Here is a 19,360-nt window from a genome sequence, read left to right as displayed (position 1 = left end):
AATTACGAATTACGAATTACGAATTACGAATTACGAATTTTGCCGGTTAATAAGTAATGCCTGGTTTCCTCAACAAACACTTCATTCGTAATTCGTAATTGTTTTACGGGTTTTCTTCATCAGTTTCAGCTTCGGAATTTTCGTCCAGGTCTTCATCATATTCCAGTTCCTCCTGGTCTTCCTGGTCCTGCTTTTCTTCCTGTCTTTTTTTGGGATCATCGGTCTCGTTATAATTACTGGTTTGCTCAGTTTGCTGAAATTCACCAGTATCATCCCGTTTAGTGCGATGTTCTTCGCCTTCCGGTTGTCCGGCGGGTTTGCGATTTTTTGCCATACCACATGGTTTTATACCAATGGTCACAAAGACTACGCCATAGGGATGAGCGGTAAATCATTATCACTTTTTTTTTAATAATTTTCCGGCCACAACCAACCATTAACACTGATGAAAAGAGTTTTTCTCGTATGTGCTGCCATGTCAGCTATGACCTCCCTGTATGCGCAAAAGCCAGGGGCCACTGTCACAGGTAAAATTCCACCTGTTTTTAACAATGAGTATATCTATCTGCTGAAGGGCAGATCCGGCGTACTGGATTCCGCTAAAGTGGAAAAAGGTGCGTTTAAACTGTCTTTCCCGCTGGAAGACACTGTTCAGGCCACTTTACAGGTAAGGAAAAAAGAAGAAGGAAAATCCTATTGGGGTAGCAAAAGCCTGTATCTGGCGCCGGGCAACAAAGTAACGCTGACTGTTAAAGACACCAGCGGAGGCAATTTGTTGGCGAAAGGCGTGGTAAAAGGTGCGCCGCTCAACGTGCAGGATGATCAATTACAAGCACAGCTGAAAGATGTAAAACACCAGATTGATTCCGCCCGTACAGAATATTATGCCGTGATGCGGGCATCCAACGGCGGTCCGGTTGATACGGCCGCTATGATGGCGATGGGCAAGCGCATGGAAGTGATGTTTAAAAAACAGACAGCCATTACCACCGCTTTTATCGACGCGCATCCTGACTACTACATCGCTCTCGCTAACTTTAAAGAAAGCCTGGGTACCCGTGTAAAAGATGTGGCTGCTACAAAAGAGCTGTTCAATAAATTCACCCCGGCACTGCGTCAATCTTCCCTGGGACTGTCTATCCAGGAATTGATGAATGCTTCCGCTAAACTGAGCATTCATCAACCGGCGCCTGACTTTGCGTCTACTACTCCGGATGGTAAAACCTTGAAACTTTCTGACCTGAAAGGTAAATACGTACTGCTCGATTTCTGGGCCAGCTGGTGCGGTCCTTGCCGGGCGGAAAACCCTAATGTGGTAAAAGCTTACCAGCAGTATAAAGACAAAAACTTCACTGTATTAGGTGTATCGCTGGACCGTGAAGGCCAGCATGAGAAATGGACAGAAGCCATCGAAAAAGACGGCCTGACCTGGTATCATGTGAGCGATCTGAAATGGTGGAAGGCAGACGCTGCAGCGTTGTACATGATCCGTTCTATTCCGCAGAACTTCCTGATCGATCCTAACGGAAAGATTATCGCTTCCAACCTGCGTGGAGAGGCGCTGCAGGAAGAACTTGCTAAATTGCTGAAATAATATTTACCGCTCCAGGATCGCGGTAACGCCCATACCGCCGGCAGTGCAAATGGATATCAAAGCCCTGCCTTCGCCGCGTTCCTGGAGTATCTTTGCTGTTTGCGCCACTATCCTGGCGCCGGTAGCGGCAAAAGGATGACCGATAGCCACACTGCCACCTTTCGTATTTAGTTTACGCCGGTCAATACTCCCCAATGGGGCATCCAGTCCCAGTTTTTTACAATAAGCAGCATCTTCCCAGGCTTTAAGGGTGCACAATACCTGTCCGCAAAAGGCTTCATGAATTTCATATACATCAAAATCCTGCAAGCGCAGGTTGTTGCGTTTCAACATCCTGGCTACAGCGTAGGTAGGTGCCATCAGTAGCCCTTCGCCCTGTACGTAATCCACGGCGGCGGTTTCTCCATCTACAAAGTAAGCCTGTACCGGCCATTGCCTGCGTTGGGCGTATTCTTCGCAGGCCAGCAATACCGCTGCTGCACCGTCGGTGTAGATTGTGCTGTTACCGGCGGTGAGCGTGCCTTTGCCGCTGCGGTCGAAGGCTGGTTTCAGGGTGGCGAGTTTCTCGGGTGTGGTATCCGAACGGATAATCGTATCGCGACTTACGTTTTTGAAAGGGATCACCAGGCCGTCGAAGAACCCGGCGATATAAGCGCGGGTGGCGTTCATATGACTGGTGTATGCCAGCGCATCCTGGTCCTGCCGGCTGATGCCCCATTCCTGCACCATCTTTTCAGTATGTTGTCCCATAGAAAGACCGGTACGCGGTTCTACAATGGACGGATAGAGGGGCGACAGTTCCCGGAAGCGGATTGAGGTGAGTATACGTAGTCTTTCGCCCAGTGTTTTAGCGCCTTTAAGGGCGGTGAGTTTCCATGAAAGCTGTTGCTGCAGCATCAACGGGAGATCGCTATTGGTATCGCTGCCGCCGGCAATGCCGGTTTCTATTTGTCCCGCTGCAATGCGCAAACCCAGCTGGATGGTGGCATCCAGACTGGTACCGCAGGCGCGTTGTACATTATAGGCCGGTGTATGCGGATCGAGTGCCGTGCCCAGCACACATTCCCGCGCGAAATTCCATTCAGTGGAGCGGTTCAGCAGTGCGCCGAGTGCTACATCACCGATACGGTTGCCTTCCAGCTGGTAACTGCTGACCAGGGCATGCAAGCAGGTAGTGAGCATTTCCTGGTTGGACACCCGGTTATATTCCTTAAACGATTTGACAAAAGGGATACGTTTTCCGCCGATAATGGCCACTTTTCTCATAAAGTGTATTTACCTAAAGTTACTGAAAATGAAAGAAGCGGCGATGCTGTCAGAGGCTGGTCACCTGGTTGGGCAGTGGTGTTCCATTAAAGGCCGCTACAATGTTTTGGGCTGCCATGACCGACATAGCATTACGTGTTTCCACGGTGGCGGAGCCAATATGTGGTAATACCGCCACAGTAGGCATGTTCAGCAGGGGATTATCCGGTTGCATAGGCTCGGGATTGGTGACGTCCAGCCCGGCGCCCCAGATGGTGCCCTGTTCCAGTGCGGCAATGAGGTCCGTTTCGTTGTGAATACCACCCCTGGCGGTGTTAATAAAAACAGCTGACGGTTTCATTTGTTTAAATACTGCTTTGTTAAACACGCCGGCTGTTTCCGGCGTAAGGGCAGTATGTACCGAGAGTACGTCACTCTGTGCGAGCAGTTCCTCAAAAGAAACTCTCACGGCGCCGAGTTCTTTTTCTGCCGTTTCATTGCGGCCGCGGTTATGATAAATCACTTTCATATGGAATGCGCTGACACAACGTTGGGCCATCACATATCCAATATTACCCAGTCCCCAGATGCCGAGCGTTTTGCCTTCCAGGTCGAAACCCAGGTTGGCAGTAGGTTCTGAGAAGTTCCATTCACCATGGAGAATACGTTTATAGTGGAAAAAGGCTTTGCGGGCGACGGCCTGCATCAGCAGGAAAGCGGTATCGGCTGTAGCGGCGCTGAGCACGCCGGGCGTATTGGTAACCGGCACACGCAGCTCATTAGCGGCAGCTACATCTACTTTATCGTAACCGACAGACAGCAGCGCCACTACTTTCAGGTGCCGGCATTGTTCCAGGAAGGCGCGGTCTATATGATTGTCGCTCGCCAGCAGTAATGCGTCGTATTGTTGACAATGGGCTATCAGCTCGGCTGCGGAGAGGCCCCGCTTTTCGGTCCATTGGGTAACGTGGATGCCTGCACGTTGTAATAAAGCCAGTCCATCAGGAGGAATAATTCTTGTCGCAAAAACCCTCATAAAACATTTTTTGATTTTCGATTTTTTGATTTTGGGGAGAGTGGTAGGGTGCCTTATCATTACTCGATCAATCCCCGAAATCCATAAATTCCTAAATCCGTGAATTCCTAAATCGTTTTCCCCATTTCCATATTTCAAACCACAGTACAGATATCGCACCAACGACGGCGCAGGTCAGTAAAGAACGTATATCCAATGCCGTGATATGAAAGAAACCCGCCACTGGCGGAATGTACAGCATGGCGGCCAGTAGTAGCAGCGTAATCAGGATCACACCTACCATCAGCCGGTTGTGGTTGCGCATACTGGCGATAAAGGAATAATAAAAAGAGCGGTTCACCTGTGTCAGAAATACGTTGGCCAGTACCAGCGTGGTAAATACCATACTGCGGGTATACGTTTCGCTGTGCCCCTGTGCCAGGCTGTATTGATAAATGCCCAGCACGCCTGCGGTAATAAACAAGCCTTGCAGCAGGCTGACGGCCATTTCCCGGAGGGACAGGAAGGTTTGACTGATAGGCCTTGGCGGTAGCTGCATAGCGTTCGGTTCCATGGGTTCGTTTTCGTATACGATAGAGCAGGTAGGGCCCATGATCAGTTCCAGAAAAATCACATGCACCGGGGTAAAGATATTGGGATATACCCATCCCAGGAACAGCGGGAGCGATACGGTGAGGATAATCGGAATATGAATGGAGATAATATACTGTACTGCTTTTTTGATGTTGGTGTAGATTCTTCTGCCCATGGCTACGGCGTCTACCATGCCGGAGAGGTCGTCGTTGACGAGGATCAGCGCGGCTGCCTGTTTGGCGATCTCGGTACCTTTTTGTCCCATGGCAATGCCGATATGGGCAGCTTTCAGAGCGGGGCCGTCGTTCACACCGTCGCCGGTCATGGCTACCACCTGGTTGTCTGCTTTCAATGCATCGATGGCTGCCAGTTTGGCTTCGGGGAACATACGTGTAAAAATATTAACGCGTTGTAAGGTGGCCTGCATATCGGGCAGGGATTGTTGCATCAGCGCTTCACCATCCACCGCTTCGTTCGCATGCCGGAGGCCGGCCTGTGTGGCAATAGCTTTGGTGGTAGCGCTATTATCTCCCGTAATAATTTTTATGTTGATACCCGCCTGGTAAAACTGTTGAAAAACCTGACCGATATTGGCTTTGGGAGGATCGTAAAAAGCTACCAGTCCTACGAAGGTAAAGGGCAGGTCCTGTTGTTGTTCCGGGAAATCGTTACCGGTAAAGGAAGAGGTGGCGATGCCCAGTATACGGTAACCTTTATCTGCCAGTGCCTGCAGTTGTTGCTGTACTTTATTTTTTTCTGCCTCCGGCAGATGACTAACGCGGAGAATAGCTTCCGGAGCGCCTTTAGCGGCAATAATACGTTGCCCGTTATCGGATGCGAACACGTGTGTCATCATAGGTGGTTTGCCTTCCAGGGGATACTCGTGTACGATACGGTACTGCGGGCGTTCATCCGTACCCGTAGTTTGGGCATACAACTGGTGCAGCGTTTTTTCCATCGGGTCAAACGGGACCGGTTCACTGGCCCACATAGCGGCGCGGATAACGTCGGCAGGCCAATTATCATTTTCATACAGCGTATGGTCGGCAGCGTTATACACGGACTGAAGGCTCATCCTGTTCTCTGTGATGGTGCCTGTTTTATCGGTGCAGATAACAGTGGCGCTGCCCAGGGCTTCCACGGTACGTATCTTTTTTACAATGATACCCAGCTGCATCAGTCGCCGCGAACCCAGCGCCATAAAGGTGGTAAACGCAACGGGAATTTCTTCCGGCAGAATAGACATGGCGAGGGTGAGGCCTTTGAGGAGACTGTCCGTCAGGCTGCGGCTCTGAATATAATTGTACAACCACACCGCTAAAAATACACCGATGCCGATAATAGCCATCCCCTTTACGAACTGTTCTATCTGTTGTTGCAGTGGCGTGGGCTCTTCGCGGATATCGAGAATGGCTCTGCCGAGCTGTCCTATTTTGGTTTGTTCCCCGATCTTTTCCACCTGGCAGATAGCGAGGCCGGATACAACCACGGTACCGCTATATACGCGGGGATCGTCGCTGACTGCTTCTTTAAAAACAGCATAGGCTTCGCCGGTGAGGGCAGATTCGTTGACAGAGAAATCGTTGCTGTGTACGATTACACCATCGGCATTGATGGTATTGCCTTCGGATACCACGAGCATATCGCCGATTACAATATCCGTTGTGGGAATAGATTGCAGCGATCCGTTGCGGATGACCCGGCTCAATGGCTCGTTCATTTTTTCCAGCGCTTCCAGCGCCTTACGGCTACGGCTATCCTGGTAGAATGAAATGCCCGATACCAGGGCGATAGCGGCAAGCATAAAGTAGGCCTCGCCCCATTCACCCAGCACAAAATAAATGGCGGTGACAGCAATCAGCAGCATCAGCATCGGCTCCTGCAGTATTTCTTTGAGCAGCGCCAATACCGGATTGATAGAGGGTTCCGGCGGAACATTCCGGCCGTTTTCTTCCCTGGAGGCTTTTACGCCTGCATCATCAAGGCCGCTGATATTTTCCGGAAGATTGATTTTTACTGCCATACGCCTGTTTTTATGTTGATACTATCGTTGAAAACCGCCACAGTTTGCATTCGGAAGAAGAAAACGATTGTATGCCGAATATAATAAATAATAGTGGTAGGGGGCAAAAAGTGTTACCTTCAATGGGAAGAATATGTCGGAATGGTTATTGTGGTTTACTTTATCTAACTGTCGTCACTACTCATGCGGAAACCGGGTCCGATTCATCTATTTATCAGATATATCTCTGCTAATAAGTGGTTATTAACTGCTATCTGTATAGTTACTGTATTAAGACTTTCCTTCGTAGGCGCGATGGGGCTGATGCCTCAGGATGCGTATTATTTTTTTTACGGTCAACATCTGGCTTTGTCCTACTTCGATCATCCGCCGATGCTGGCCTATACGTTGCGGATTTTTACGGACGTATTGGGGAGGCATGCCTGGGTGATTAAACTCGCTGATACGCTGGTAACCATCGGCACCTTGCTGGTGTTTTACCGGCTGGCCACTTTGTTCCTGTCCCGGCGCCGTGCCTGGCATGCAGGGCTGCTGTTGTATTCCACGCTGATGATCACGTTGCTGTCGCTTGTATCTACGCCGGATGTGCCGTTGATGTTGTGGTGGGGCGTTTCTTTGCTGGCTTTGTACAAGGCCGTATTTGAGGGCCGGCGTATGGCGTGGATAGGGGTCGGTATTGCGATGGGACTGGCATTTGACAGTAAGTACACCGGTATTTTTCTGCCTGCGGGTACTATTTTGTTTTTGTTGTTGTGCGCCCCTTACCGGCGTTATCTTTGGTCACCGTGGTTGTTGCTGGCTATTGCGTTCTTTTTACTGACCATCTCTCCGGTGGTGATCTGGAATGTGGACAACCAGTTTGCTTCGTTCCGTTTTCAATCTTCCGGAAGGGTAGGTGGCCTGGAGTTGCATCCCATGGATTTCTTCGGGGTGATCGGGCATCAGGCGTTCATACTGGGACCGGTGTTGCTGGGCGCGTTGGTGTATTACCTGTATAAAGCGTTTGGGCATTACCGGCGGAAAGCGTGGCGGGTACCGGCGCGGCAGCTGTTCCTGTTTTGTTTTTTCCTGCCTTTGTTTTTAATTTTTATGTTGATATCTCCCATCTACTGGGTGAAGCTGAACTGGATGATGCCGGCTTATATCACCGGTATTATCTGGGTGAGTGCGTGGATGGGCATAAGATATATCCGCTGGCAGTGGGTGGTGTCTTTGGTGGTGCATCTGGCAATGGCGGTAGAGATACTTTTTTACCCTGTGCCTATTCATTCCGATGATACCATGATAGGCTGGGAAGGCCTGGGAAAAGGGGTACAGGCGGTGCGTAACGAGTATCCCGATGATTTTATTTTTTCAGCGGATGATTATAAAACAAGCGCCATGCTCAATTTTTACCTGCATGAGATGGTGTATTCCCGGAATGTGATCGGGGAGAATGCGCTTCAATTTGATTATATTGGTACTAACCTGCGCCGGTTGGAAGGCAGGAATGCTATTTTTATCAACTCTTTGACTGATGTAGATGACGATAAGGATGAGCAGGCGTTTGTAAAGGACCTGCGCCCTTATTTTGCCGGCATTGAGCCGTTACCGCCTATTATTGTAAAACTGCATGGCCGCGTAGTACGTAAGTTTCTCGTGTTTCGTTGTTTCGATTATCAGCCACCTACGCAGCCGGCGGCTGAATAATGCTGTTATTCCAGGTCTTTTCTCACCAGTGGGACATTATCCTGCACGGTGGCAATCAGCATATGCAGGCTGTTGGCCGTTTCCTGGTCCCAATGGCTGGTATGTTTAATCTGGTCGAAGCAGGGCTGGAGGTAGTCCATACCCAGGCAATTAAAAGACGTAGCTATTTTATGGGTTTGTTGTTTCAGCGCGTTGAGGTCTTTGTCGGCTGCTATCTGGCGGCAGTCGTCCACATAATGTAGCATAGCATCCAGGTAGAGGGTGGCTATTTCTTTCAGGAAGGCGTAATCACCGCCGCTGACCAGCAGCAGGTATTGAAAGGAGTAGGCTGGTGAGGCCACATTCTCCAGTTGTTTCAGTTTTTCCGCGGAGGATAGCATACGATGGTGGCTTTAAGGGGGTTTGCAAATAGATCATTATCACTAATTTACGATAATCAGCCGGATTTGGATGACGGCGGTCACCGGTAGCGTTGATGACAATCATTGCATGTTGCCACAAACATCATTGTCCAGGGGGGCGGGTGGAGGTACCTTTGTGTTGTCGGGAATATTTAATGTTTTTCTTTTTTTAATATGAACGCATATGTTTACCGGTTTTTTTTCCTCATCCCTGCAGCGGAGATTTTGTGAAGGCTTTCTTTTTTATCCGATCAGAAGGCTGCGCCAGTACGGAGGATATATTTATAAACAGTATAAATCAAAGTCCGGGATCAAAACCCTGCTGGACCATCAGCGAGAGATATTTGATTTCAACGGTTACTATGCGTCGGAATTGGCCCGGCAACTGAAAGAAACGGCCTTACCGCATGCAGCAAAGCTTTCCCGTAAGCTGGAAGCGTTGTATGTAGCCAGCCGCCAGGAGATGCAATACAATGCAGTAGGGTTAGGTGAGTTTAATGAAATGATCATGACCTATTACCGCGAACTGAGCACGTATCAGGTGGTAGTCCTGGAAAGCCTGGAAAAAGAGATGAAGCCGGCTGTCCGTATCAAGGCTGATGACGCCCCGTTGCAGAGCTTCCGCCCCGATTACCACGGCAATGTGCGCGATGTGATGAAAGCATTTATCCGGGAAAGTAACCGGACCGCAAAATATTTACAGAAGTGTATTGATAGTGACAGTAATATTTATGATATTTGTGCAGATAGGAAAATGCAGGACCTGATCAACGGTATCAAGGAGATGTCGTTGATACAGCGCGGAATGGTTGATTTGTTGCAGCATTGGGAAGACCAGCAGCGACTCAACGGCCTGCAGGTGTATTATAATTAGCAATACTGACTATGAACAACCGGGAAGAAATCAGAGGCAAGAATCTGCAGGATCAGCAAATATGCAGAGGATGGCTGAGTATTCTGGAAGGCTTGAGAAAGGAGAATACAGCACTGCTCGACAGGCTGACCGCCTCTCTGCGCCATATTAATTCCCGTGAGTTGTTGGACCAGGCTGAAGCGTTTCAGGAAAAAATGATCGCAAAGAATGAATCGCTGAAATTATTGCGGCACGAAGTGATGGAACAGCTGGATTGGCTGGACATTGTACCACAACCCAGGGAAGAAGCGCCACACGACTGGCCGGTATTGACGCAGGACATGCGAAAAATGCAGGAAGAATTTGAAAAGATGAAAGGGGCGTTCAATAGCCTGTTGCGCAACTGGCAATTAGAGTAGTATACCTGAATGATTGATAAATGAGAAGGAATTAAGTAAAAGATTGTAGATGTGAATGTACGAAGGAATGATAGCATGGATTTGTAGAAAAGTGAACATGTGAATGAGTGAAAGAGAATGCAGCGATGGTTTGTGAATGATGGAATGTGAAAATGAATTGTAGGGATGATTTGTGAATGGAGGGGAATGTGAAAGTGCTACGCAGAGATGTGAGATTGACATTGTGGGGAATGTGAATGTGACGATGTGTGAGATCATTTTTTGTTCCCCGGGCTCCACTGGCCCGGGGCAAAAAGTGTTTAAAGAACGTTAGTTGCGCATCGCGGCAATTTTATCTTTTTCCATCAGCACAATCGTACCGTCTCTGAGCGAAATCAGTTGCTCATCCCGGAAATCCCCCAGTGTACGTATTAATGACTCCTTGGCCACTCCGGCCACAGCAGCCAGATTCTCCCGGCTGATATCTATTTCAAAATGCGGTTTTTGTGTAGTGTTGTACTTATAGTCCAGCGTAATGAGGGCGGAAGCTACTTTTTTACGAAGGGAACTGTAAGCCAGCGCAATCAGCTGTTGCTCCTTTTCTGCAATATTTTTTGCGAGCAGTTGTACAAAACGGCTTAGTACTTCCGGGTTATTGTTAACCAACTCCTCAAAATCCTGGTGCGGAATAATGGCCAGCACGGTATCTTCAATGGCTTCGGCACTTTCCTGGTAAGCGCCTCCTTCCAGTAAAGCCGTATAGCCCAGAAAATCTCCTTCGTTATACAGTCCGGTGATGAGTTCTTTACCATCATCATTGCGCTGGTACGTTTTTACCTTGCCTTCCATGATGTAATAGAGGCGCTCCGGCCGGTTACCGGCAACGTATATCTGTTGTTTTCTTTTGTAGTGATTGGTATTGCGGTCTTCCTTGAGAGAAGCCAGCAAATCTTTACCGGACGTGTTGGACAGCAACGTATGTAATCCGCTGATACCGGTGGTTTCCGGCTGCCGTATTTCCGCGCATCGCCGTAACCGGCTTTCGATGGCGCTCAGTAGTTCGGCGCCTTCAAAGGGTTTGGTGATGTAGTCGTCGGCTCCCATTTCCATGCCTTTCCGTACATCGGTGCGTTCGGTTTTGGCGGTAAGGAAAATGAAAGGGATAGGCCGGAGGCTTTCATTTTTATGCAGCATATGCAGCACGCCGTAGCCGTCGAGTACGGGCATCATGATATCGCATACAATCAGGTCGGGCTGTTGCTCCAGGGCAATGGTCACGCCCTCCTTGCCGTTAGAGGCGGTCAGTACCTCATAATTGGCCAGTTCCAGGATTTCCGCCAGGTTATCGCGGATATCTTTGTTGTCTTCGATGAGCAGGATTTTTTCCAAGATATGTCAGGTTTTGGGGGTGGGAATATGTACGATGAATTCGGTGCCTTTGTCTGGTTCACTGTGGCAGGTAACTTGTCCTTTCATGAGTTCCGTGTATTTGGCGACGATATGCAGGCCCAGGCCGGTACCCTGTATATTTTCCACATTGCTGCCGCGGAAAAATCTTTCAAACAGGTGTTGCTGGTCTTCCGGTTTAATGCCAATACCGGCATCCTTTACCGACAGTAACAGGCGGTAAGGTGTGGCATGCGTATGTACGTGTACGGTACCTTCTTCCGGAGAAAACTTCAGGGCATTGGATACCAGGTTGGTCAATACATGGCGAAGCAGGTTGCCATCGAGCGTACTCTCTGTTTCTCCTTCGTGTTGGTAAACCACCTGCTGCCGGCCCCTTTTGAGTCCTTCGGCTTCCGCCAGAATTTTTTCCACATGGTTACGTATGTCCGTCAACGCTGGTCGTACCACTATCTTACCTTCCTCAATTTTTCCCAGTGACAGGAAATCATTCAGGATGTCGGTCAACAGGTGTACGGCGGAAGATATTTTCCGGATATGTGCCAGTCGCTTCGGTTGATCTTCTGTGTTGGTATATTTTTCCAGCAGATAGGTAGAGGATAACACCGTGCTGAGTGGTGTGCGGAACTCATGTGAGGCGATAGACACAAAGCGGGACTTCAGTACGTTGAGCTCCTTTTCCTTGTCCAGCGCCTGCCGCAACTCTGCTTCCGATTTACGCCGCGCCGAGATATCGAGGCCGATAGCGATGTAACCGGTAATATGCTGACTCTCATCCCGTATAGCCGATACCGTTAGTGCTACGGGGAAGCGGCTACCATCTTTACGGATATAAGCCCATTCGTATTCGTTGGGTAAATTGAGCCTGGCTTTGATGGTAAGGGTGTCGAAGCCTGGTTCCACGGTTTGTTGCAGCTCTTCCGATAGTTTGGCCGCGCGGCGTTCCAGTTCCTGGAAGTCGTGAAACTGTATCAGTGAGCCGGTATCTGTTATCTCGCGGGAGGGATACCCCAGCATTCTGACAGCTGCCGGATTAAAAAAACGGATATGCCCCATCGGTTCGGTCACGATCAGAATAGCATCGAGGTTGGTCCAGATACTGTTGAGGAAATTGCTGACGCGCCGGTAGGCAGTCTCTTTTCCCGCCATGATGTGAGCTTCCAGCTGTTGCGCATCCTGTGTGCGTTTCAATGCATCGGCCGTTTGTTGTTGCGCAGACAGATCGTTGATAAAACAAACCTGGTAATGCTGATCGGCCTGCAGGTAAGACGTACAGGTCATATTCACCGGTATCGCCTGGCCGTTTTTGCAACGCAGCCATGACCGGATATCACCTGCCAGCAGACTGCTGAGCGGCTGGCCCTCCACTTCTTCCGGTGTATGGCCGCTCCATTCCAGGATGCAGGGATTAGCCGCCCGTATCAGGCCGGCCCCATCTACCAGGAGTATGCCCTGGGTAGCATGGTTAAAGAGCAGCTCAAAACCTGGCACGTGCGCAGTACTTGTGGTGGTCATGGATTTGAAAGGGTCTTCTATAAAAATAAGCAATCCTTGTTATAAAAATACAAGTCGTCCGAATTCGGACAATCTCTTTGCATATTTGGACAAGTTATTTTTAATTTTAATTGGTAAAATTATCATTTTGAGTCGATATAATCCTGGTATATCAATCGCGTGCCCATTTCCAGCTATGTTGATGAACTACTTCAAAACCGCCGCACGCAGTCTACGCCGCAACAGGGTGTACACTGCTATTAACATACTCGGCTTATCAGCCGGTATTGCCATTTGCCTGGTGATTTTTGCGATCATCCGTTTTGAAACGGGGATCGACCGGTTTCACAGTAAACAGGACCGGGTATACCGGGTGTTGACCCAAATGGCCAAACCCAATGGAGGCTCTTTTCTGGCAGGCTCCGTATCTGTTCCCCTACAAAGCGTATTAAAAGCCGAAGTACCGGGTATCGCCGCGGTGAGCCCGTTTGTACAAATACCGGATATGGAAGTGAAGTTGCCGGAAGAAAACAGCCTGAGCCGGAAAACTTTCAAGGAAAAGAAAGGTGTTTTTACCGTGACGCCTGACTTTTTTCAAATATTGGATTTTACCTGGCTGGCGGGAACACCTGCGGTGCTGGCGGATAAACAAGGACTGGTACTTACCAGGGAAACCGCCACGCGTTATTTCGGCGACTGGAAAAAGGCGCTGGGACAAACCATTCAGCTGGGGGCGGATTTACGGCTGCAGGTAGGCGGAATCGTGGAGCGGCCGGGTAATACGGAGTTTTTATTCGATCTGCTGATACCCTATTGTGCCACGCCTTATGCGCGTAATGACAGCTGGGGCGGGTTATCTTCCGTATATCAATGTTATGTGCTGCTGACCCCAAATGCAGATGTGGCGCAGGTAGACCGGCAACTGGCTTTGCTGGCCCGGAAATATCTTCCCAAAGACCTGAAAAATATTTTCCTGCTACAACCTTTACAGGACGTGCATTTGAGCCAGCTGCCGGAGAATATCGCCTCCCATGGCATCACACCCGACCGGATACGCGCTATGTGGTGCATCGCCGGATTTATTTTGCTGATCGCCTGTATTAATTTCATCAACCTCTCTACAGCGCAGGTAGTGCAACGGATGCGGGAAGCGGGCATACGCAAGGTATTGGGCAGTGGTCCGGGGCAACTACGGCTACAGTTTTTTATAGAGACTTTTATATTGGTATTGTTTTCCTGCCTGTTGGGCTTCACTATCGCCGGGCTGCTTTTGCGCCCGCTGGGCGCGATACTGGGTATCCCACTGCCAGAGGTAGTGCTATTCCAGCCGGCCACCGCATTGTTTTTACCGGGTGTGCTGCTGACCGTTACCCTGTTGTCGGGGTGCTATCCCGCTATGGTACTGGCCCGCACCAACCCGGTAAACTCCCTGAAAAGCCGGTTGCTGCAACAACGTACCAATGGCTTTTCCCTGCGTAAGTGGCTGGTGGTATTCCAGTTTATGATAGCACAGGCGCTCATCATCGGTACCCTGATTATTGTAAGGCAGATGGACTTTTTCCGCACCGCTTCCATGGGCTTTGAGAAAGAGTATATCGTGAACCTGCCGATGCCGGGCGGACCGATGGCTGGTAAGCGGGACCTGTTCCATGACCGTCTCTCCAGACTGCCGCAGGTTACAGGGCTGAGTTTTAACACCGCTCCACCAGCTTCGGATGACAACTGGTGGACTGATTTTACTTTTGACAACAATCCTAAAAGTTCAGATCTCAACGCTATTCATAAAGCCATCGATGCTGATTACGTGCCTTTGTTCAAAATTCCGCTGGCAGCAGGCCGTAATGTTACCTCCACCGACTCTGTCCGGGAGTTTCTGCTCAATGAAACACTGGTTAAAAAACTTGGTTATCATCAACCGGAAGAAGTACTCAATAAACGCGTTGAAATGTGGGGCTTTATGAAAGGGACGGTAGTAGGCGTAGTAAAGGATTTCCATGCCACTTCCCTGAAAGAAGTGGTAGCGCCGCTGTTGATGTATAACTTTAAAGAGCCGTGTTTTAACGCCACGGTGCGCCTGGCGGGAGGTGATCTGTCCGCCGCTATGCGGAGTGTGGAAAAAGCATGGGATGAAGTATACCCTGATACACCGTTTGAATACCAGTTCCTCGACGAAGAAATAGCCAGGTTTTATACGCATGAAATGCAGCTGTCTGTGCTCTACCGCCTGTTTGCGGGCATTGCTATTTTCCTGAGCTGTCTGGGGCTTTACGGGCTGGCGTCCTATATGGCGGTGCAACGGGTAAAAGAAGTAGGCGTGCGCAAAGTACTCGGCGCCACGGTGACGAATATTATTCTGCTGTTTTCCCGGGAATTTATCGTGATGGTAGGTATTGCTTTTGTGCTGGCGGTTCCGCTGGCCTGGTATTTCCTGCAACAGTGGCTGCATGGCTATGCCTACAGTGTGGGCCTCAGCTGGTGGATATTTGCCGCAGGCGGTATTACCGCCGTAGTAATAGCAATGGCCACCGTGAGTTTTCACGCTGTGCGGGCGGCACTGGCTAATCCGGTAAAAAGTTTACGGGGAGAATAACCTATTTCTGGTTGATCGGGGTTTCTATGATCAGGAACTCCGTTTCTTCACCATGTTGCAGGCTGATTTCGCTAACTTCCCAGATACCCATGGCATCGCGGGGGTGCAGTACCTGGTTGTTTACTTTCAGGGTGCCTTCTATCAGGAAAATAAACAGGCATTTATTGACCGGGTTCAGGGTGTAGGGTACTGAACCTGGTAAGTCATAATATCCCAGGGAGAGTTTCGCATTTTGATTGATCCAGCAATGGGCCAGGCCTTCTTCACCGGAAACGATGGTGGTCAGCTGGTTTTTCCTTTTGTCGCGCGGGAAGCTCCGTTGCTGGTAGCGGGGCGTGATGTTTTGTAATTTGGGCTGAATCCATATCTGGAGGAAGTTCACATCACCTTCGCCAATATTGTATTCTTCGTGTCGCAGTCCTTCTCCGGCACTCATGATCTGTACGCCGCCGGCTTCTATCTTTGTGCTGTAGCCGAGGGTGTCTTTATGATTCATCTTTCCTTTCAGTAACACGGAAATAATTTCCATGTTCACATGCGGATGAATACCAAAGCCTTTTCCGGCCGTTACAAAATCATCATTAAAAGCCACCAGCGTACCAAAGGCGCTACGCATAGGATTGTAATAATCACTGAAGCTGAAGCAAAAATTGCTTTTCAGCCATCCGATGTCTTTTACCCCTCTTTCACCGGCAGGGAAGTGCTGTGTTTTCATTTGTCAGTCAGATTAAGTATACACCATAGCGGCAAAGCAATGAAGCTTTGCCGCTATGGTGTAAGAATTAGCTATTGAAAGAATTGTAAGCAGAAATCAGGCTGTCGTAGCTACGGCCCAGCGTTTCCGCCTGGTTTTCATTGATTTTACCTTTTTCAGCGCTGTCACGCATGATTTTCTTTGCTTCAATCAGGAAATCGCCCACACGATCATAGAATGATTTGTAGTAACCATCCTTTCTCTCTTTCTTGGCGTTGTCCATGTTCAGCTGGCTGTGTTCCTCTTTGGCTTTTTCCAGGGCTGCATAAGCGGCTTCTGCTTTAGGTTTGATGGCGTTGTAATCGCCTTCGCTGCTTTCTACCAGTTCCACGAAATCACGTACCGCTTTCAGGTCGCCCTTCATGGCGATGATGTAATCTTTCAGCGGGCTTTCTTTCAGAACAATGACTTCGCTGGCATCAGCAATTTCATTGACTTTTTTCATCAGCACTACTTTCTCAGCCATCAGCTGTTGGGTAGTGGAACGGATAGAATCTACCAGTGCTAAGCCTTTGGCGCTTTTGTCATCTTTGTAGTCTTCCGCTTTGAGGTAGTCGCTCAGCTGTTTGTACTGGTCCTGCACCTTTTTGAAACTGGCGCTATAGGAGGCCCATTTTTCCTTGAAGAATTTTTTGTCGTCGCTGCTCAGCTCATCTACCGGCTCGTCTGGCTTCACCTTATTGAAAGCCCGGGGCGATTCAAAGTAGGAAGGAGGGAAGACGCCGATAAAGGCAAAACGGTCAGAAGGGTTCTTCAGCCCTTTTTCAATTTTGTCTGCATTCTCTGCTACCCGGGTGATATAGCTGTTTTGTTTGTTGGCTATATCAATCAGGAGGTTGGTGTACTCAATCACATGACTGGCCTTTTCTACGGAGTTGCTCTCGTAGGCAGCAGGCCCTTTGCCGCCCTTACTATTGTCGCAGGAAGATACAGATACAGCAAGCATAGCCACACCAATGGCTGTGTAAAGGAAATTTTTGTTCATAGTGAAATGGCGATTATCTGGATTAAACAAAAACAAATGACCGGGGTAATTTGATTAAATTAATAATGCCGCAAATATAATATTTAAAATTTCTAATAACAATGCGGAATGTTGAGTTTGCCAGCCCCGGCATAAAATCTGTGACCAGAACGACATTGTTTCTCACCACTAAACCCGGATAACCATGGCAAAGAAAAAGACCACACTTTCCGATAAGAAGGCGGAGCAGCTGGCACCGCATACAGAAGACGGGGCGGACCAGTTTCTGACGACCAACCAGGGCGTTCGTATCAATGACAATCAAAATACGCTGAAAGCGGGAGAAAGAGGACCTTCCCTGCTGGAAGATTTCATCATGCGGGAGAAAATTACCCATTTTGATCATGAAAGGATTCCCGAACGTATTGTACATGCCCGTGGTTCCGGCGCCCATGGCTATTTTCAGGTGTATGAGTCTATGGCGGAGTATACGAAGGCTGGGTTCCTCAACGATCCCGCCCGGCGTACGCCGGTATTCGTCCGCTTTTCCACTGTAGCGGGCTCCCGCGGCTCTACCGACCTGGCCCGCGATGTAAGAGGCTTCGCCGTTAAGTTCTACACCGATGAAGGTAACTACGACCTGGTAGGCAACAATATGCCGGTGTTTTTTATCCAGGATGCGGTAAAATTTCCGGACTTCGTCCATGCGGTAAAACCGGAGCCACAGCATGAGATGCCGCAGGCGGCCTCCGCACATGATACTTTCTGGGATTTTATCTCCATTATGCCGGAATCCATGCATATGATCATGTGGGTGATGAGCGACCGTGCCATTCCCCGCAGCCTGCGCATGATGGAAGGTTTCGGCGTACATACTTTCCGGTGGATCAATGAAGCCGGCAAAGGCTGCTTTGTGAAATTCCATTGGAAACCATTGCTGGGGGTACATTCCGTAGCCTGGGAAGAAGCGCAGCAGATCTCCGGCAAAGACCCGGATTTCCACCGCCGTGACCTTTGGAATGCCATCGAAAGCGGTAATTTCCCCGAATTTGAATTAGGTGTACAGCTGGTACCGGAGGAAGATGAACATAAATACCCGTTCGATCTGCTGGACCCTACCAAGATCATCCCGGAAGAAGTGGTGCCGGTGAAACGTATCGGGAAAATGGTACTGGACCGTAACCCGGATAACTTTTTTGCGGAGACGGAGCAGGTGGCGTTCCATCCCGGTCACCTGGTACCAGGCATCGATTTTACCAATGATCCGTTGTTACAGGGACGGCTGTTTTCCTACCTGGATACCCAGCTGTCGCGCCTGGGTAGCCCCAACTTCCATGAAATCCCTATCAACAGGCCGGTAGCGCCGGTGCATAATAATCAGCGTGACGGACATATGCGGCAAACCATTAACCGGAGCGGTACGGCCTATGAGCCGAATACCATGAGCGCCGGTTGCCCATTCCAGGCCAAAATGGCTGATGGTGGTTTCCATTCTTATACCGAACGGATAGACGGACAGAAAATACGGGGCAGAAGCAAGAGCTTCTTCGACCATTTCAGTCAGGCTGCGCTGTTTTATCATAGCCAGTCGGAAGCGGAGCAACGCCACATCATCAATGCCCTCCGCTTCGAACTGGGCAAGGTAACCAACACGGATATACGTATACGGGTAGTAGGATTACTATCCGAGGTGGATATGACCCTGGCTTCCGCTGTGGCGGAAGGTCTGGGTATAAAGGTGCCGGAGAAGCTGGAAGAACCGATTAACCGCAGTATCCCCGCTGATGGCGACCCGGCGCAATACCAGCCCCATACCGTAAAACAGCCGGTGGAAAAATCTGCTGCACTCAGTATGGCCAATACGGTGAAGGATACTATTAAAACAAGAATAGTCGCCTTCCTGGTGGCCGACGGGGTGAACTCCACGGAAGTCACGGGGATGAAAGAGGCCCTGTTGAAAGCCGGGGCGCAGGTACAGCTGATCGCACCACATCTTGGCAGCGTAAAAACAGTGGGTAGCAGTGATGTACAAGCGGACCAAAGCCTGTTGACCGCCGCATCTGTATTGTTTGATGCCGTATTTGTGCCCGGCGGCGCCGACAGCGCAAATCTGCTGCAACAACATCCCGATGCCATCCGCTTTATCAATGAAGCCTACCGTCATTGTAAAGCTATTGCGGTAGCCAGTGAAGGGCTGCAGGTGCTCAAAGCCACCGGGGTACCTCCGAAGGAAGCGCCGGGCGTGGTGATCAACGGGCAGGCCAAGGCCTTTATAACCGCTATTGCGCAGCACAGGTTCTGGGAACGCGAGGGCTGACAGCACTGTTATTGTTCGCGCG

15 protein-coding genes are annotated in these 19,360 nt (G+C 49.6%); 6 read left to right on the top strand and 9 right to left on the bottom strand.

Annotated features, from left to right (window positions below; translation table 11 throughout):
• Positions 1-103: 103 nt before the first annotated feature.
• Positions 104-334, bottom strand: coding sequence for a hypothetical protein (locus ICL07_RS18285; protein WP_188089467.1), 231 nt, complete (start codon positions 332-334; stop codon positions 104-106).
• Between the two features lie 111 nt (positions 335-445).
• Here ICL07_RS18285 and ICL07_RS18280 point away from each other — a divergent pair, with 111 nt between their 5' ends.
• Positions 446-1,594 carry a TlpA disulfide reductase family protein gene (locus ICL07_RS18280; RefSeq protein WP_188089466.1) on the top strand — a complete coding sequence of 383 codons (1,149 nt, stop codon included), beginning with the start codon at positions 446-448 and terminating at the stop codon, positions 1,592-1,594.
• A 3-nt stretch (positions 1,595-1,597) separates the two neighbouring features.
• On the opposite strand, the gene ICL07_RS18275 is transcribed toward ICL07_RS18280, so the two are convergent.
• The 3 genes from ICL07_RS18275 to ICL07_RS18265 all read right to left on the bottom strand — a co-directional run bounded on the left by ICL07_RS18275 (position 1,598) and on the right by ICL07_RS18265 (position 6,471).
• Positions 1,598-2,860 carry an acetyl-CoA C-acetyltransferase gene (locus ICL07_RS18275; protein ID WP_223151974.1) on the bottom strand — a complete coding sequence of 421 codons (1,263 nt, stop codon included), beginning with the start codon at positions 2,858-2,860 and terminating at the stop codon, positions 1,598-1,600.
• Positions 2,861-2,909: 49 nt separating this feature from the next.
• A complete protein-coding gene (locus tag ICL07_RS18270) occupies positions 2,910-3,875 on the bottom strand; it encodes a 2-hydroxyacid dehydrogenase (RefSeq protein ID WP_188089465.1) in 966 nt (321 codons plus the stop codon).
• 91 nt (positions 3,876-3,966) lie between these two features.
• Positions 3,967-6,471 (bottom strand): cation-translocating P-type ATPase, encoded by a 2,505-nt coding sequence (locus ICL07_RS18265; protein WP_188089464.1) that lies wholly within the window; start codon positions 6,469-6,471, stop codon positions 3,967-3,969.
• Between the two features lie 294 nt (positions 6,472-6,765).
• Between ICL07_RS18265 and ICL07_RS18260 the strand changes: the two genes are divergently transcribed.
• A complete protein-coding gene (locus tag ICL07_RS18260) occupies positions 6,766-8,160 on the top strand; it encodes an ArnT family glycosyltransferase (protein ID WP_188089463.1) in 1,395 nt (464 codons plus the stop codon).
• A gap of 5 nt (positions 8,161-8,165) precedes the next feature.
• Here ICL07_RS18260 and ICL07_RS18255 read toward each other — a convergent pair whose 3' ends face one another.
• Positions 8,166-8,540: a hypothetical protein gene (locus ICL07_RS18255; protein WP_188089462.1), complete on the bottom strand. Its 375-nt coding sequence runs from the start codon at positions 8,538-8,540 to the stop codon at positions 8,166-8,168.
• Positions 8,541-8,745: 205 nt separating this feature from the next.
• Between ICL07_RS18255 and ICL07_RS18250 the strand changes: the two genes are divergently transcribed.
• Complete coding sequence (locus ICL07_RS18250) at positions 8,746-9,435, top strand: hypothetical protein (protein WP_188089461.1); 690 nt, start codon at positions 8,746-8,748, stop codon at positions 9,433-9,435.
• An 11-nt stretch (positions 9,436-9,446) separates the two neighbouring features.
• Positions 9,447-9,833 (top strand): hypothetical protein, encoded by a 387-nt coding sequence (locus ICL07_RS18245; RefSeq protein WP_188089460.1) that lies wholly within the window; start codon positions 9,447-9,449, stop codon positions 9,831-9,833.
• A 309-nt stretch (positions 9,834-10,142) separates the two neighbouring features.
• On the opposite strand, the gene ICL07_RS18240 is transcribed toward ICL07_RS18245, so the two are convergent.
• Positions 10,143-11,201, bottom strand: a complete 1,059-nt coding sequence (locus tag ICL07_RS18240) for a response regulator (RefSeq protein ID WP_188089459.1) — start codon at positions 11,199-11,201, stop codon at positions 10,143-10,145.
• Between the two features lie 6 nt (positions 11,202-11,207).
• Complete coding sequence (locus ICL07_RS18235) at positions 11,208-12,734, bottom strand: sensor histidine kinase (protein WP_188089458.1); 1,527 nt, start codon at positions 12,732-12,734, stop codon at positions 11,208-11,210.
• Positions 12,735-12,915: 181 nt separating this feature from the next.
• Here ICL07_RS18235 and ICL07_RS18230 point away from each other — a divergent pair, with 181 nt between their 5' ends.
• Positions 12,916-15,303: an ABC transporter permease gene (locus ICL07_RS18230; RefSeq protein WP_188089457.1), complete on the top strand. Its 2,388-nt coding sequence runs from the start codon at positions 12,916-12,918 to the stop codon at positions 15,301-15,303.
• A 1-nt stretch (position 15,304) separates the two neighbouring features.
• On the opposite strand, the gene ICL07_RS18225 is transcribed toward ICL07_RS18230, so the two are convergent.
• Complete coding sequence (locus ICL07_RS18225) at positions 15,305-16,018, bottom strand: pirin family protein (RefSeq protein ID WP_188089456.1); 714 nt, start codon at positions 16,016-16,018, stop codon at positions 15,305-15,307.
• A gap of 67 nt (positions 16,019-16,085) precedes the next feature.
• Positions 16,086-17,042, bottom strand: a complete 957-nt coding sequence (locus ICL07_RS18220; RefSeq protein WP_188089455.1) for a YiiG family protein — start codon at positions 17,040-17,042, stop codon at positions 16,086-16,088.
• A 184-nt stretch (positions 17,043-17,226) separates the two neighbouring features.
• On the opposite strand from ICL07_RS18220, the gene ICL07_RS18215 reads away from it, so the two are divergent.
• A complete protein-coding gene (locus ICL07_RS18215) occupies positions 17,227-19,338 on the top strand; it encodes a catalase (protein WP_188089454.1) in 2,112 nt (703 codons plus the stop codon).
• Positions 19,339-19,360: the final 22 nt, after the last annotated feature.

This window comes from Chitinophaga qingshengii, from assembly GCF_014529935.1.
Taxonomy (GTDB): Bacteria; Bacteroidota; Bacteroidia; order Chitinophagales; family Chitinophagaceae; genus Chitinophaga; species Chitinophaga qingshengii.
This window is presented reverse-complemented; position numbering and strand designations above follow the sequence as displayed.